Origin of the sequence: Nocardia sp. NPDC059764 (assembly GCF_042732555.1) — a bacterium.
Lineage (GTDB): Bacteria > Actinomycetota > Actinomycetes > Mycobacteriales > Mycobacteriaceae > Nocardia.
The window spans coordinates 16,680-30,915 of the sequence record NZ_JBHWHH010000082.1; the positions used below are offsets into that span (position 1 = coordinate 16,680).

The following is a 14,236-nucleotide window of genomic DNA, read 5'->3' on the forward strand; positions in this document are numbered from 1 at the left end:
GGACCGGACCTCCGGCGCTCATCGCAAACGCCGAAGCCCTTATCTTACTCCATGGTAAGTTCCGCCAGTGTGAATTGCCGGTGATTCGCCATGCCTGGACGGCGGCGTCGGGGCCGATCTCAGCAGTGCGGCGCGGAGCCCTTGAACCTTGCCATGCGCAAGACCGAGGCATCCACCTGGGATCCCGGTAAGCGGCCACTGTTCACCGCCGTCACGAGCCGGTCCAGCACCTTCGGCACCGCGTCCGTGGTGATCCACAGGGCATTGTCGGCCCCCGCGATCAGGGCGGCCTCCACCGCGTCCTCGATGCTCATCCGGCTGGTGATCGCGGCCATGCCGCCCAGGTCATCGGTGAAGATGACGCCCTCGAAGGGTGCTGCGCCGTAACCCGTGCCCTGACGCAGCAGCGCCATCGCCTGCGGGCTGATACTGGCCGGCACATTCGCGGTGGTCAGACCCGGCACATCCAGGTGCCCGACCATCACAGCGGCGCCCGAATCCACCAGATTGCGGAACGGGACCAGGTCCGTGGTCTGCATCTGATCCAGCGGCGGCGTGCGCACCGCGCCGGTGTGCGAGTCGCCCGAACCCGAGCCGTGACCCGGGAAATGCTTGATCACACTGCCCAGCCCGGCGTCCTTCATGGCCCGGATCTGCGCGCCCGCGTACTGCGTCACCACATCCGGATCGTCGGAGAAGGAGCGGTCGCCGATCACCGAGTCGTCGGGCTGCGCGCTCACATCGGTGTCCGGCGCGAAGTCCACGGTCACGCCCAGCGCCCGCAGCTTCTTCGCCCGGTCCAGGCTGAAGGTGTAGAACTCGTCGGGACTCATGGTCTGGGCGATCACCCGGGCCGAGGGCGCGGGCCCGATCAGGTCCTTGGCCCGCGAGACCCGGCCGCCCTCCTCGTCGATGGTCACCATGAGCGGGGTCCGTGATGCCTGCTGAACGGCGTCGACCTGATGCTGGGCCAGCATGGCCTTGTCGGTCCAGCTGCCGATGAAGATGCCGCCGATCTGCTCGTTCCGCACCACGTTCTCGGCGTCGGCCTCACCGGTCACGCCGACGGTCAGCAGCTGCGCGAGCTTCTGCCGCAGGGTGAACTCCGAGAGATACCCGGCCGCGCAGTCCTGCTTGCCCGTCGTCGTCGGCGGCGGCACGACGGCGCTGCTGCTCGGTGCCGCGCTACCGCTGGTCGGCGTGGCGTCGGTGGAGTCCTTCCCGCTCGAACAGGCGGTCAGTGCGAGGGCGGTTACCGCGACAACGATCCCCGGTGCAAGGCGCATGTCTTCGACGGTAGCTCCTCCGCCTCCCCGAGACTTCAGCGGACGGCTGAGAGCCGTCTGCCGTTTCGAACCCGTGCCGGCGGCTGGGAGCCGAGCCGATTCTGGACGTACCCGGCGAGTTACCCCGAAGCTCGCGAAATCTGTTGTCGCCTTTCGTATCCCACTTACCGCTTCGGCAGTTCGTGATGCCCGCCGAAGGCCTGGCGCATGGCCGACAGTGTCTTGTCCGCGAACAGGGCTTCGCCGCGGGAGGCGAAACGCTGGAACAGTGCCGCCGACAGCACCGGCGCGGGCACGCCCTCGTCGATGGCGGCGTCCACGGTCCAGCGGCCCTCGCCGGAGTCGGAGACCCGGCCGCCGAACGAGTCGAGATTCGGGTCGGCGTACAACTCGGCGGCGGTGAGATCGAGCAGCCAGGACGCCACCACCGATCCGCGCCGCCACACCTCGGCCACCTCGGGGATATCGATGTCGTAGCGGTAGTACTCGGGATGTTCGAGCGGCGTGACTTCCGCGGAATGCTCGTCGTCCTGTTCGCTGCCGACATTCGCCTTGTGCAGGATATTGAGGCCCTCGGCATAGGCGGCCATGGCGCCGTATTCGATCCCGTTGTGCACCATCTTCACGAAATGCCCCGCACCCGCCGGGCCGCAGTGCAGATAACCCTGCTCGGCCTGGGACGGGGTGCCGCTGCGGCCGGGTGTGCGGGGTGCGGCGTCGACGCCGGGGGCGATGGATCTCAGCAGCGGATCCAGGTGCGCGACCGGTTCCGGTTCGCCGCCGATCATCAGGCAGAAGCCGCGGTCGAGACCGAACACGCCGCCCGAGGTGCCGATGTCGACGTAGTGAATCCCCTTGGGCCGCAGCATGTTCGCGCGGGCTATGTCCTCGTGGTAGCGGCTGTTGCCGCCGTCGATGATGATGTCGCCGGGCGCCAGCAGCTCGGCGACATTGTCGATGACCGTGCCCGTCGCACCGGCGGGGATCATCACCCACACCACGCGTGGGGTGTCGAGCATGGCCACGAATTTCTGGAGTTCGGTACTGCCCTGGAACTTGTCGCCGAGTTCCCCGGCGAGTTCCTCGATGTGCTCGGGCTTGCGTTCATATCCGACCGCGGTATGCCCGTCGCGCACGATCCGGCGCACGATATTCGCGCCCATCCGCCCGAGCCCGATCATCCCCAGCTGCATAGCCCAATCCGCCTCTCCGCGCCTTTAGCGGGCGGCTGAGAGCCGTTCACCGTTGTAGTACCCGTGCCGGCGGTTGCGAGCCGAACCGACCTTGGACGTATCCGGTGAGTTACCCGCATCTCACGAGATCAGGTGTCGCCTTGATCAGTACGACGATAGCTCGTCCGGATAGATATCCCGATTCGTGAAATGGGTGTGTAACACCCTGGAACCGGTGTCGATAGAACGGGTGGCTCCGTGCTGTTGCCAGACCCCCGACCCGGCAACCGCACGGAGCTCTTTGCGTCTCAGGACTGCTCCAAAACCGGACGACCGGTATCGTTGCAGCAGGTTTGCTGAGAGCTGGGGAGATGGTTCGTGACCGGTGGAATTGCTCGCGTACGCCACGTTATGAATTCAAATGCCGGGCGTCGCGCCGGGATCGCCATGGGTGTGCTGGCAGCCGCTGCGACGGTCGGGTACCTGGTCGATCTGTCCGTTTCGTCCGGAAATGTGCCGCGCGGTACGCAGGTGGCCGGGATCGACATCGGCGGCGAGGACCGGGCGGCCGCACGGGCCCGACTGGAACCCGCGCTCGAACAGCGGGCGACCCGGCCGATCACCGTCCACACCGGAGACGCCACCACCGACGTGGTGCCGCGCGCCGCCGGACTGGGCGTCGACTGGGACGGCACCTGGGACCGGATCGGCGGTCAGCCGCTCAACCCGTTCACCCGGATCGCGTCCTTCTTCACCACCCACGACGTGGAACCCGCCTCCACTGTCGACGCCACGGCCATGGACAAGCAGCTGGAAGCCCTGCGGGCGCAGGATCGGCGTCCGGTCGAGGGCGGGATCGCCTTCGAGGGCGCGCGGCCCGTCGCGGTCCGCCCGGTGCCCGGCCTGACCCTCGACGCCCCGGCCGCCCGTGCCACCCTGATCGAGCACTGGGCCGACGGATCGGCGATGACCCTGCCCATGGTGGAGACCCCGGCCAAGGTGACCGCCGACGCCGTCGACCGCACCCTGCGGATGGTCGCCGAACCGGCCGTGCGCGCCCCGATCGCGTTCACCGGACAGGGCGGCGACGCCACCGTGGAACCGGCGCAGATCGCGAGCGTGCTCGCCTTCCCGCCGGACGGCCATGGCGGACTGGGCCTTTCGATCAACCGGGAGGCGATGACCGCTATCCTGGCCCCGCAGTTGCAGGCCACCGAGACGAAGCCGCAGGACGCGAGCTTCGACCTGAGCGGTTCCCGCGCCGCTGTGCGGCCCGCGGTGCCCGGGCTGCTGGTCGACTGGGACAAGACCCTGGAAGACCTTCCGGCCGTGCTGGATTCGCCGGGTATGCGGGTGAAGCCGGTGGCCTACAAGGAGGTGCAGCCCAAGCTGACCACCGAGGAGGCGGGCAAGCTGGGCATCACCGAGGTGATCGGCTCCTTCACCACCGGCGGGTTCAGCGGGCCGTCCGGGGTGAACATCGGCGTGGTCGCCCGCAAGGTGAACGGCGCGCTGGTGCGGCCCGGGGAGACGTTCTCGCTCAACGGTTTCACCGGCCCCCGCGGCGTGGCCGAGGGCTACGTGGAGTCCGGCATCATCAATAACGGCCGTCCCGCCAACGCGGTCGGCGGCGGCATCTCGCAGTTCGCCACCACCCTCTACAACGCCGCGTATTTCGCGGGCATGGAGGACGCGGGCCACACCGAGCACAGCTACTACATCTCGCGCTACCCGGCCGCCCGCGAGGCCACCGTCTTCGACGGCGCGATCGACCTGAAATTCCGCAACAACACACCGTACGGCGTGATCATCGACGCCACCTCCGACGCCGCGAACGTGACCGTCCGGATGTGGAGCACCAAGACCGTCGACGTCGAATCGATCACCGGCGACCGCTCCAAATACACCGAGCCCCAGACCATCACGCTGCCCGCGGGCAAGGACTGCGTCCCCTCCGGCGGCGGCTCCGGCTTCACCACCTCCGACACCCGCGTCATCCGCGACGCCAAGACGGGCAAGGAGATCTTCCGCAACACCCGCACCGTCAAGTACGACCCGATCCCGGTCGTGCGGTGCCAGTGATCCGGATATAGCGAAGGGGCCCGGGTAATCACCCGGGCCCCTTCGTCATTCAGCTATCAGAACGCGGCTTCGTCGAGTTCCATGATGTCGTTGTCGAGGTTCGACAGGACGGTGCGGACCGAGGTCAGCTCGGGCAGCACGTTGCGGGCGAAGAACTGCGCGGTGGCGATCTTGCCGTCGTAGAACTTCTCGGTGGAGCCGGCGTCGAGGGCGTTGATGGCGACCTCGGCCTGCGACAGCAGCAGCCAGCCGATGATCAGGTCACCGACGGCCAGCAGGAAGCGGACCGAACCCAGGCCGACCTTGTAGAGCTCCTTCGGGTCCTGCTGGGCGCCCATCAGGTGCCCGGTCAGGGTGGCGGCCATGCCCTGCACGTCCTCGAGGGCGGTGGCGAGCAGCTTGCGCTCGGCCTTCAGACGGCCGTTGCCACCCTCACGCTCGATGAAGCTCTGGATCTGGCCGGCCACGTGGGCCAGCGCCACGCCGCGGTCGCGGGCGATCTTGCGGAAGAAGAAGTCCTGCGCCTGGATGGCGGTGGTGCCCTCGTACAGCGAGTCGATCTTGGCGTCGCGGATGTACTGCTCGATCGGGTAGTCCTGCAGGAAGCCGGAGCCACCGAAGGTCTGCAGCGAGTCGGTCAGGTACTGGTAGGCCCGCTCGGAGCCGACACCCTTGACGATCGGGAGCAGCAGGTCGTTGACGCGGAACGCGGTGTCCTTGTCGGCGCCCGAGACCAGCTCGGCGACGTCGGCGTTCTGGTGCGCGGCGGTGTACAGGTACACGGCGCGCAGGCCCTCGGCGTACGCCTTCTGCATGGCCAGCGAACGACGCACGTCCGGGTGGTGGGTGATGGTGACGCGCGGGGCGGCCTTGTCGGTCATCTGGGTCAGGTCGGCGCCCTGGACACGGGTCTTGGCGTACTCGAGCGCGTTCAGGTAACCGGTCGACAGGGTGGCGATGGCCTTGGTGCCCACCATCATTCGAGCGTTCTCGATGACGTCGAACATCTGCGCGATGCCGTTGTGGATCTCGCCGACCAGCCAGCCCTTGGCGGGCACGCCGTGGCCGCCGAAGGTGACCTCACAGGTGGCCGAGACCTTGATGCCCATCTTGTGCTCGACATTGGTGACGAACACGCCGTTGCGCTCACCCATGGTGTCGGTGTCGAAGTCGAAGTGGAACTTCGGCACGTAGAACAGCGACAGACCCTTGGTGCCCGGGCCGGCGCCCTCGGGGCGGGCCAGCACCAGGTGCATGATGTTCTCGAAGAGGTCGTCCGAGTCACCCGAGGTGATGAAGCGCTTGACGCCCTCGATGTGCCAGGAGCCGTCCTCCTGCTGGATCGCCTTGGTGCGGCCGGCGCCGACGTCGGAGCCCGCGTCGGGCTCGGTCAGCACCATGGTGGCGCCCCAGTTGCGGTCGGCGATCTTCTGAGCCCACTGCTTCTGCTCATCGGTGCCGTTGTTGTAGAAGACCTGCGCGAAACCCGCACCGGCGGCGTACATCTGGGCGGCCGGGTTGGCGCCCAGGACCATCTCGCCCAGCGCCCAGCCGACGACGGACGGGGCGCCGAGGCCGCCGAGCTCCTCGCGGACCGGAACCTTGGACCAGCCGCCGTCCTCGAGGGCGCGGTAGGACTTCTTGAACGACTCGGGGAGAGTGACCGTGTGAGTGTCGGGGTTGAACACCGGCGGGTTGCGGTCGGCATCGGCGAAGGACTCGGCGAGCGGGCCCTCGGCCAGGCGACGGACCTCGCTCAGCATTTCCTTGACGGTGTCGGCGTCGAGGTCGCCGTAGGCGCCCGCGTCGAGGAGCTTCTGGATGCCCAGGAACTCGAACAGGTTGAACTCGAGGTCGCGAACGTTGCTCTTGTAGTGACCCATGGTCGTACTCACTCTCCATTGAGATGGGTGCGGTTCGGTGTGTGCCGTTCCCGCCCGTAAGGTCTCCACCGGGTAGACACCGTAAAGCAGCGCTACTAGCGGGTAACTTATGCGCCATGTTACCGACCGGTAGGGGGCCCGCCAACCCGATCCAGGCCGAATGTGACCGAAAGCACGCGGGTAACCGGGGGTGGGGGTTTCGTTGAGTCCGCGGGGATCCCGTCGTCGCAGGTGAAAGCCCTGCGGGAGATCGATGACGGGGCGGCGTGAGGCCCTCGACACCGTCGGCTCCGGGCGCGTGGGCAACCCTCGTGCACACCTCCGGTGTGCCGCGCGAAACCGGCCTGTGACGGTGGTTACGGTGCGTATATGCGGATCGAGACGAGTGCGGGACCGGCGGAGGCGGAGATCGCCGAGCCCGGGCGGAAGAAGCCCGGATTCCTGCTGGTGCTCACCCACGGCTCCGGCGGCGGGGTCGATGCGAAAGATTTGCTGGCCGTGCGGGATTCGGCTGTCGCCCTGGGCGGCGCGGTGGCGTTGGTGACCCAGCCCTATCGGGTCGCGGGGCGGCGCGCGCCCGGCAAGGCCGACGTGCAGGACGCGGCTTGGCTCGAAATCATCGCGGCCCTGCGGAAGAAGGTCCGGAGCGCGCCGCTGATCCAGGGCGGGCGTAGCAATGGCGCGCGGGTGGCGTGCCGGACCGCGCGCGAGGCCGGTGCGCGCGGCGTGGTCGCGTTGTCGTTCCCGCTGCATCCACCCGGTAAGCCGGAGAAGTCGCGGCGCGAAGAACTGCTGGAATCCGGCGACATCGAGGTCGTCGTGGTCAATGGCGCGCGCGACCCCTTCGGTATTCCCGATGCCGCCGATGCGGCCGAGGTGCATGTCATTGCGGGACAGGCGCATTCGTATCGCGCCGGGTTCGAGGAGATCGTCGCCGCGATCGAGCCGTGGTTGGAACGCTGGTCCGCGAACTGAGCGGTTGCGCACCGCCGGGTGAATCCGTCTTGCGGGCTCAGCGGGCTTTGCTGAGGTAGGCGAGCAGGTCGTCGACGAGGTCGGTCGGCGTCGCGTGCCCTTTGCCGTTCGCGTCCAGGTGGCCGGAGGAGGCGAGGTCGGCGGCCCCGTGGGCCAGCGCGCGGACCAGGGAGGCCATGCGTTCGGTGTCGCCGCCGGGCAGGCTGCCCGCCTCCTGGGCCAGCCCGACCAGGGCGATCAGCGCATTCTGGGCATTGCGCCCGGTCTCCGCGAGTTCGGGGGTCTCGTCGGCCCAGTGGCCGAAGACCAGCTTGAAGCGGGCGGGGTGTTCGAGTGCCCACGCGATGTAGCCGTGCAGCACCCCGCGCAGCATCTCGACCGGCTCCGGACGATCCTGCACGATGCGGGCGAAATCCGCTGAGCGCTCGGACAATTCGCGGGCGGCGACCGCCGCGAGCAGCGCGTCCTTGTTTGCGAAGTGTTTGTAGGGCGCGTTGTGCGAGACGCCCGCGCCGCTGCCGACCTCGCGCAGCGTGACGGCCTCGACCCCGCCGGCGTCGAGCAGGCGGAGAGCGGAATCGAGCAGCACGGTGCGGGTGGACGGCGGCATCGGTCCATCGTAATCAGTGGTTGACAGTGTCAACCAGCGCGCCTAGGTTGACACTGTCAACCTCTGATGGGAGCGGGTATGGACCGGGGAACAACAGCCGTCGTCACGGGCGCGACGAACGGCATCGGGGAAGCGATCGCGCGGCAGCTGGCCGCGGCCGGTGCGGAGGTGGTGCTGGTCGGGCGGGACCCGGGCCGGTTGCGCGCCGCGCGGGAACGGATCACGGCGGCCGTGCCCGACGCGGTGCTGCGGAACGAACTCGCGGATCTCTCGCTGGTCGCGGACGTGCGTGCGCTCGGGGATCGCCTGCGGGACAGCCGGATCGACATTCTGATCAGCAATGCGGCGGTGGTGGCCGACATCGCAGACCGCACCGCCGAGGGCTTGCAGCCGACCCTGGCCACCAACCACCTCGCGCCGTACCTGCTGCTGCGCACCCTGGGTGAGAACCTCGCCGACACCGGGCGATCCGCGCGACTGGTGGTGGTCGGGGCCTCACCGGCCGCGTTGCGCTCGGTGCCCGTCGATCTCGACGATCTGGGATTCCGGAATCCGCGGGCGCTCGGATTCCCGCCCAGTTTCCGGCCTTTCGTGGCCTACGGGCGCACCAAGAACATGAACGCGATGTTCGTCTACAGCCTGGCCGAGCGGCTCGCGGGCAGCGGCGTGACCGTCAACGGCGCGCATCCGGGGATCATCCGGCACACCGGGCTGGGCCGGGAATCCGCGCGCGGGCTGCTGCGAGTCTTCGGCTGGTCGCAGTGGGTCAATCCGCTGCTGCCCGGTCCCGACGCCGGGGCCGATACACCGGTCTGGCTGGCCACCGCGCCCGAACTCGAGGGCGTGTCCGGTCGATTCTTCGTGCGCCGCAAGGATGTCGCGACGGCCGCGCACACCACCGATCCGGCCCGCCGCACGCGGCTGTGGGACGAGAGCGCACGGCTCACAGGGCTGACCGTCGACCGCTGACGGGCCGCAGCCGTCAGAACATGTCCAGCGCCGGAGGCGGGGGAACCTCGAGAGCCCGTGGCGCGTCCGGGTCCTCGACCGCCGGGCGGGTGGCGACCACCAGGGCGTCGATGGCGTCGCGGTCCTCGGTGGGCCGGTGCACGCGGTCGGCGATCCGGACGCGAATGGCCGGTTCGGCGGAGGCGAGATCGGCGATGATATCGGCCGGGGTGAAGGTGAGGGCCGGATCCTGTTCGCCGCCATAGCCTTCGGTCAGATTGAGGGTGTCGTTGCCGATGACCAGCAGGGTGCCCTCGGGGGAGAGCATCCCGGCCGCGCGCAGCAGCATGATGCGCCGGTCCTCGGGCGGCAGGTGCAGGAAGGCGACCAGGATCAGTTCGTAGGGGCCGGTGATGCCCGCGCGGTCCAGATCGGTGACATTGCCGTGCACCCAGTGGATGCGCCCGCGCACCGAGCGGGAGAGCCGGGCGGCGACGGTACGGCCCTTGTCGATACCGGTCTGGGAGAAGTCGACGGCGTCGACCTGCCAGCCGTGGGTGGCGAGCCAGAGCGCGTTGCGGCCCTCGCCGCAGCCCAGGTCCAGTACTCGCGGCAGCTCGGGCCGGCCCTCGCCGATCCCGTGCCCGCCGACCGGCACCCGGCGTTCCAGCCCGAAGACCTGCTCGACCACCGTGGCGTTCGGGGGCGCGCCCCACACCAGTTCGGTGGCGGAGTAGTGCTCGTCCCATGCGGCGGTATCCATGGGAACGAGTCTAGAAGTCGTGCCCGCCGACGAAAGCCGCCCGCGAAGGGGGGCGTTCGCGGGCGTCGGGTCGAGCGGGCCGGAGTCCCGGGAGTCGGGTTCCGCTAGAGCGTCGTGTGCATCAGCAACACGTTGTACTGGCTGTGGACGGTGGTGAGGAAGTACAGGTCACGCCCGGTCTGGTACGGGAAGATGTAGGGCGCGTAGGCGGTCGGGAGTTCGCGGGTGTCGATGAGCACCGACGGCGGGCTCCACGGCCCCTCCGGGCTCGGCGAGGTGTACATGACCACCGAGTTCCACGGGTCCGTGGTCAGCATGATGTATTGCCCGAGGTAGTCGTTCCACATCACCGACATCTCGGAGACGCCGCCGCCCACCACCGGCTGCGCGGCATTGATGTCCTTCTGCCACCGGCCGCCGTCCCAGTACTCGTAGGCGCCGAGATCGGTGGCGGCGCCCTCCGGGACGCGGGCCACGTAGGCCGGGTGGTTGCGCCCGGAGTCGGTGCCGAAGTCGTACAGGAAGCCGCCGCGCTTGACGAAGGCGTTCATCTGGAAGTTGGAGTTCCCGCCGTCGTCGGCGCGGCGGGTGGCGGGCAGTTCGACCCAGTTCTCGCCGTTGTCGCCGGAGACCGCGAGGCTGGAGTAGTTGGTGGTCCACTGGCCGATGTCGTCCCAGCTCTTCACCGACATCAGGCTCATGATCTGGGTGCCGCCGACCGAGATGGCCGCGGTGGGGATGCGGCTGATCTCGATGAACGGGATCTTGGGGCTCGGGATCAGGTCGCGGGCCTGGCCGAAGATGTCCCGCACCACGGAGTCGAAGTAGACGCCGTTGGACGGGTCCTGGGTGTGCGAGCGGACCAGGATGTTGGAGCGCCAGGCCCAGGTGCTGCCGACCAGCAGGTTCGGCAGGCCCAGACCGGCGGTGTCACCGAAGGCGGTCAGCATTTCGCCGTTGCCGTTGTCCCACATGATGCCCAGGTCGGTGCCGAGCACGTTGTAGGCCTGGGTGTTGTTCGGGCTCGCCATGCCGGTGACCTGGAAGACGGCTTTGGTCCGGCCCGGTAGCTGTGGCAAACCGTTGGTTCCGTTGAGCACGGGAATCGGATTGATGGCGTTGGGGTTTGCTGCGGCCGGTGATGTCATCGCCAGGAGCAAGGCCGTGGCACCGGCCACAGCGGACAGCAGCAGCGGAGCGGTCTTGGTCAATTGCGTGCGTCCTCCGGGTCTCGCCGAATAATGCGCGGACCAAACGGTATGTGGCGGACCGCACAATGCGTTCGACTCGTTGGCAAAGTGTGAAAATGCTAACAGTGATCGCGAGTCGATCGGGACTGCACACCAGTGTGTTTGCCGTGAATTGGCTTACTTTCCATTCCTATCACGTCCGAGGGTCTGTCGGACGATAAGAGGCAGCTGGGTGGCGCGTTCGATGGACAGGGTCCGGCGCACCGAAGTTTGCCAGGTGCGGTCGAACATCTTCTTGGCGGCGGCCACCGCGTGCGGGGAGCGCGCCGCGATCCGATCGGCCAGCTTCTCGGCGGCCGCGCGCGGGTCCGCCGACACCTCGGTGACCAGACCGATGCGCTCGGCGTAGGCGGCGTCGACCGGGTCGGCGGTCATGGTCAGCAGCAGCGCCTGATCGATGCCGATGAGCCGCGACAGTGTGGCCGCGCCGGTCATGTCGGGGATCAGGCCGTGCTTGGCCTCCATCACCGAGAACTCCGAATCCGGTGTGACGAACCGGAAGTCGGCCGCCAGCGCGAGCTGTAGTCCGCCGCCGTAGCATCGACCGTGCACCACCGCGATCACCGGCTGCGGCAGTCGCCGCCACGCCCAGCACGCCTCCTGGAAGGTGTTGGTGCCGCGCCACGGCAGCGGGACGAAGTTGCGGACCACGTCGATCGGGTTGCCCATCGCCTTGGCGACGTCGAGCCCGGAGCTGAAGCTGGGCCCATTGCCGGTCAGGATGACCGCGCGCACGTCCGGGCGCTTGCCGATCACGCCCGCCACCCGGACCAGCTCGTTGAGCATGTCGATGGTCAGGCCGTTGTGCTTGTCCGGCCGATCCAGGGCCACGTACGCCCGGTCGCCGTCGATGGTCAGGGAAACGTTGTGGCTCACGGTCATTCCTTATCCGATCCGGTCCAGGAGCAGTCGCGCACAGCCGGCCGGATCGTCGGAGAACGGCGTGTGGCCGCTGCCGTGCAGGGTGACGTGCCGCGCACCGGGCAGCAGCGCGCGGGCGCGGCGGGCCTGAGTGGCGTACGTGAGCAGAATGTCACGATTGCCCCAGGCGACGGTGATCGGGACATCGGCCAGGGCGGCCGGTTCGGGGAGCCGGAAGTTCGTGAAGGAGGCCAGCGCGGCGTCGAAGCCCGCCGCGCCGAGCAGGCCCTCGACGGTCTCCATCGACATCCGGGTGTCGAGCTGCCAGGGCTTGCCGAACACCAGGCCGAGGGTCGCGGACCGGCCCACGGTGTTGCCGAGCACGATGGGCACGGCCGGGCGCGCCGCGGTGAGCAGCTGTTTCGCCCGCCCGAGCGCCTGCTGGCACCAGATCCGGCCGGTCGTGCCCCAGCAGCCGATGGGGGAGAAGGCGGTGGCCGAGCGGGCCAGGCCGCGCGCGGCCAGGTCCAGGACGATGCCGCCGCCCATGGAATTGCCCGCCAGATGCGGCTGTTCGAGCCCCTCGGCGGCGAGGAATGCGGCCAGCGCGTCGGCCAGGGTGGTGACGGTGGTGTCGGCCAGCGGCTCGCTGCCGCCGAAGCCGGGCAGGTCCACGGCGATCACGTCGAAGGATTCGGCGAGCGTGCCGATGATCGGCTCCCACACCTCCCAGCGGCTGCCGACGCCGTGCACCAGCACGAGCGGTTCGCCGCTGCCGGTCCGGTAATGGTTCAACGTGGTCATCTGTCACTCCCCGGGCCGCGATCGCTGATGTCACCCTACAGTTGTTGACGTGTCGCCAACAGGCTGGAAAACGGGCCCCCGCCGGTACGATAAAAGGTATGGCAACCCGGAAAGTGACCCTGTCGCTGGACGAGGCCGCCTGGTCCTTTGCCCAGGACGCCGCCGCCCGCGCGGGCATGTCGCCGTCGGCGTGGATCTCCCGCGCCGCGCGTCGCGAAGCCGTGCGGTTGGGGTGCGGCCCGGCATCGGATCCGGTCGACCTCGCCGCCGCCGACGAGGCGGAAATGCTGGCCGCCGAGAAGGAGCTGCGTGCGCAGGGGTGAACTCTGGGTCTACCACCCGCACGGCACCACCCGTACCCGCACCATCGTTCTCATCTCCAGCGACGGCATCAACGAGTCGCCGCGGCCCTGGCTGATCGCGGCCGAGGTCGAGGCCGCCGATCCGCAGGACATCCTCGCGGTCCCCATTCCGGGCCACGGCTGGGTGCACGCCGGCAATCTGGGCCGCATCTATCGCGGCTGGCTGGCCGAGCGGGTCGCCGAGGTGGACGCCGAGACGGCCGAGCGAATCGATACAGCGCTGCGCGCCGCGATGGATCTGTGAGAAGGTGCCAGGCGTATTTCTCCCATCGAATCATGAGAGTCGAGGCACCGGTGCGTCTTTCTCTGAGCGGCACAGGCCTGATGGCTGCCGCGCTCGTCGCCCTTCCCCTGCTGGCCGGCTGCGGCGGCGACAAGCCCGCCGACGTCAGCCAGGCGGACGTCTCCAAGGCGTTGCAGGACGGCGGCCTCAAGGACGCGAAGCTCGCCGACTGCGCCGCCAAAGTCTATGTGGATCAGGGTATTTCGCAGGACGGCCTGCGCATCATGATCAAGAATGACGCCAAGTCCGCGGCCGCCACCGATCCGGAGTCGCTCGGCATGAGCAAGGAGGACGCGGAGAAGGCGCGCTCGGCCACCAACAAGATCGTGACCGACTGCCTCAAGCAGCAGTAGCGGGTGGCTCCCCGGCGGCTCCGGCCGCCAGGGGCCTTGGCGGCCTGAGGTTTCCGCGCCGCCCTTGTTAACTCTCCGGTGCCGGTGTGCAATTTCTGAATCGACCGGGATCGACCCGGCATCCGGGAGGGATCACATCATGCGGAAATCCGTCGTCGTGGTGGCGCTGCTCGCGCTGCCCCTACTGTCCGCCTGCGCGAACAGCCAGCAGGCGGCCACGCCCACCCCCACGCCCGCGGGTGTGCCGACGTCCGTGGCGCCGACCAGCGGGTCCGGCCTGCCCACCACCCTCCCGTCCGGCCTGCCCACGCTCCCTTCCGGGGTGACCCTCCCGTCCTCGATCGCGGCGACGCCGGGCGCGGTCGGCGCGCTGACCGCCGCCGAGATCTCGAAAGCCTTGCAGGACAAGGGCAAACTCAGCCAGCAGACCGCCGACTGCGTAGCCGGGATCTACATCCAGGAAGGCCTGTCGGACAGCGGCATCCAGAAGATCATCGAGAGCGCCAACGGCGCCAACCCCACCAAGGTGAGCCTCGGTACCGAGGATCTGTTCAAGGCGGGCAAGGCCGGCAAGCGGATCGCCACCGAATGCACCAAGTAGGGC

At 68.6% G+C, this 14,236-nt stretch carries 15 protein-coding genes; 7 read left to right on the top strand and 8 right to left on the bottom strand.

What is annotated here, in order from left to right:
* Positions 1-119: 119 nt before the first annotated feature.
* Together ACFV4K_RS19450 and gnd are read right to left on the bottom strand one after the other, a co-directional pair.
* The gene (locus tag ACFV4K_RS19450) at positions 120-1,286 is read right to left on the bottom strand and encodes a glycoside hydrolase family 3 N-terminal domain-containing protein (RefSeq protein ID WP_379276523.1); all 1,167 of its coding nucleotides are present in this window, start codon (positions 1,284-1,286) and stop codon (positions 120-122) included.
* A 164-nt stretch (positions 1,287-1,450) separates the two neighbouring features.
* On the bottom strand, positions 1,451-2,479 hold the full coding sequence (gene gnd / locus ACFV4K_RS19455; protein ID WP_379276524.1) for a phosphogluconate dehydrogenase (NAD(+)-dependent, decarboxylating): 1,029 nt from the start codon (positions 2,477-2,479) through the stop codon (positions 1,451-1,453).
* A 426-nt stretch (positions 2,480-2,905) separates the two neighbouring features.
* Here gnd and ACFV4K_RS19460 point away from each other — a divergent pair, with 426 nt between their 5' ends.
* Positions 2,906-4,540, top strand: a complete 1,635-nt coding sequence (locus ACFV4K_RS19460) for a VanW family protein (protein ID WP_379276525.1) — start codon at positions 2,906-2,908, stop codon at positions 4,538-4,540.
* Between the two features lie 56 nt (positions 4,541-4,596).
* On the opposite strand, the gene ACFV4K_RS19465 is transcribed toward ACFV4K_RS19460, so the two are convergent.
* Entirely contained in the window at positions 4,597-6,423 is a 1,827-nt protein-coding gene (locus ACFV4K_RS19465) for an acyl-CoA dehydrogenase (RefSeq protein ID WP_379276526.1), read from the bottom strand.
* Positions 6,424-6,792: 369 nt separating this feature from the next.
* Here ACFV4K_RS19465 and ACFV4K_RS19470 point away from each other — a divergent pair, with 369 nt between their 5' ends.
* Positions 6,793-7,398 (top strand): alpha/beta family hydrolase, encoded by a 606-nt coding sequence (locus ACFV4K_RS19470; protein ID WP_379276527.1) that lies wholly within the window; start codon positions 6,793-6,795, stop codon positions 7,396-7,398.
* Positions 7,399-7,435: 37 nt separating this feature from the next.
* Here ACFV4K_RS19470 and ACFV4K_RS19475 read toward each other — a convergent pair whose 3' ends face one another.
* Complete coding sequence (locus ACFV4K_RS19475) at positions 7,436-8,008, bottom strand: TetR/AcrR family transcriptional regulator (RefSeq protein ID WP_379276529.1); 573 nt, start codon at positions 8,006-8,008, stop codon at positions 7,436-7,438.
* Between the two features lie 78 nt (positions 8,009-8,086).
* Between ACFV4K_RS19475 and ACFV4K_RS19480 the strand changes: the two genes are divergently transcribed.
* A complete protein-coding gene (locus ACFV4K_RS19480; protein WP_379276530.1) occupies positions 8,087-8,977 on the top strand; it encodes an SDR family NAD(P)-dependent oxidoreductase in 891 nt (296 codons plus the stop codon).
* Between the two features lie 13 nt (positions 8,978-8,990).
* Here the strand turns inward: ACFV4K_RS19480 and ACFV4K_RS19485 are convergent, their stop codons facing one another.
* The 4 genes from ACFV4K_RS19485 to ACFV4K_RS19500 all read right to left on the bottom strand — a co-directional run bounded on the left by ACFV4K_RS19485 (position 8,991) and on the right by ACFV4K_RS19500 (position 12,634).
* Positions 8,991-9,719, bottom strand: coding sequence for a class I SAM-dependent methyltransferase (locus tag ACFV4K_RS19485; RefSeq protein ID WP_379276532.1), 729 nt, complete (start codon positions 9,717-9,719; stop codon positions 8,991-8,993).
* Between the two features lie 104 nt (positions 9,720-9,823).
* Positions 9,824-10,930 (bottom strand): DUF4185 domain-containing protein, encoded by a 1,107-nt coding sequence (locus tag ACFV4K_RS19490; RefSeq protein WP_379276534.1) that lies wholly within the window; start codon positions 10,928-10,930, stop codon positions 9,824-9,826.
* Between the two features lie 156 nt (positions 10,931-11,086).
* Positions 11,087-11,851: a crotonase/enoyl-CoA hydratase family protein gene (locus tag ACFV4K_RS19495; protein WP_379276535.1), complete on the bottom strand. Its 765-nt coding sequence runs from the start codon at positions 11,849-11,851 to the stop codon at positions 11,087-11,089.
* A 3-nt stretch (positions 11,852-11,854) separates the two neighbouring features.
* A complete protein-coding gene (locus ACFV4K_RS19500) occupies positions 11,855-12,634 on the bottom strand; it encodes an alpha/beta fold hydrolase (protein ID WP_379276537.1) in 780 nt (259 codons plus the stop codon).
* Positions 12,635-12,732: 98 nt separating this feature from the next.
* Between ACFV4K_RS19500 and ACFV4K_RS19505 the strand changes: the two genes are divergently transcribed.
* The 4 genes from ACFV4K_RS19505 to ACFV4K_RS19520 all read left to right on the top strand — a co-directional run bounded on the left by ACFV4K_RS19505 (position 12,733) and on the right by ACFV4K_RS19520 (position 14,233).
* The gene (locus ACFV4K_RS19505) at positions 12,733-12,957 is read left to right on the top strand and encodes a hypothetical protein (RefSeq protein WP_379276538.1); all 225 of its coding nucleotides are present in this window, start codon (positions 12,733-12,735) and stop codon (positions 12,955-12,957) included.
* The gene (locus ACFV4K_RS19510) at positions 12,944-13,240 is read left to right on the top strand and encodes a hypothetical protein (RefSeq protein ID WP_357274464.1); all 297 of its coding nucleotides are present in this window, start codon (positions 12,944-12,946) and stop codon (positions 13,238-13,240) included. The genes ACFV4K_RS19505 and ACFV4K_RS19510 overlap by 14 nt, the downstream gene beginning before the upstream one ends.
* A gap of 32 nt (positions 13,241-13,272) precedes the next feature.
* Complete coding sequence (locus ACFV4K_RS19515) at positions 13,273-13,632, top strand: hypothetical protein (RefSeq protein ID WP_379276540.1); 360 nt, start codon at positions 13,273-13,275, stop codon at positions 13,630-13,632.
* Between the two features lie 139 nt (positions 13,633-13,771).
* Positions 13,772-14,233, top strand: coding sequence for a hypothetical protein (locus ACFV4K_RS19520; RefSeq protein WP_379276542.1), 462 nt, complete (start codon positions 13,772-13,774; stop codon positions 14,231-14,233).
* The last annotated feature ends 3 nt before the right edge of the window (positions 14,234-14,236 follow it).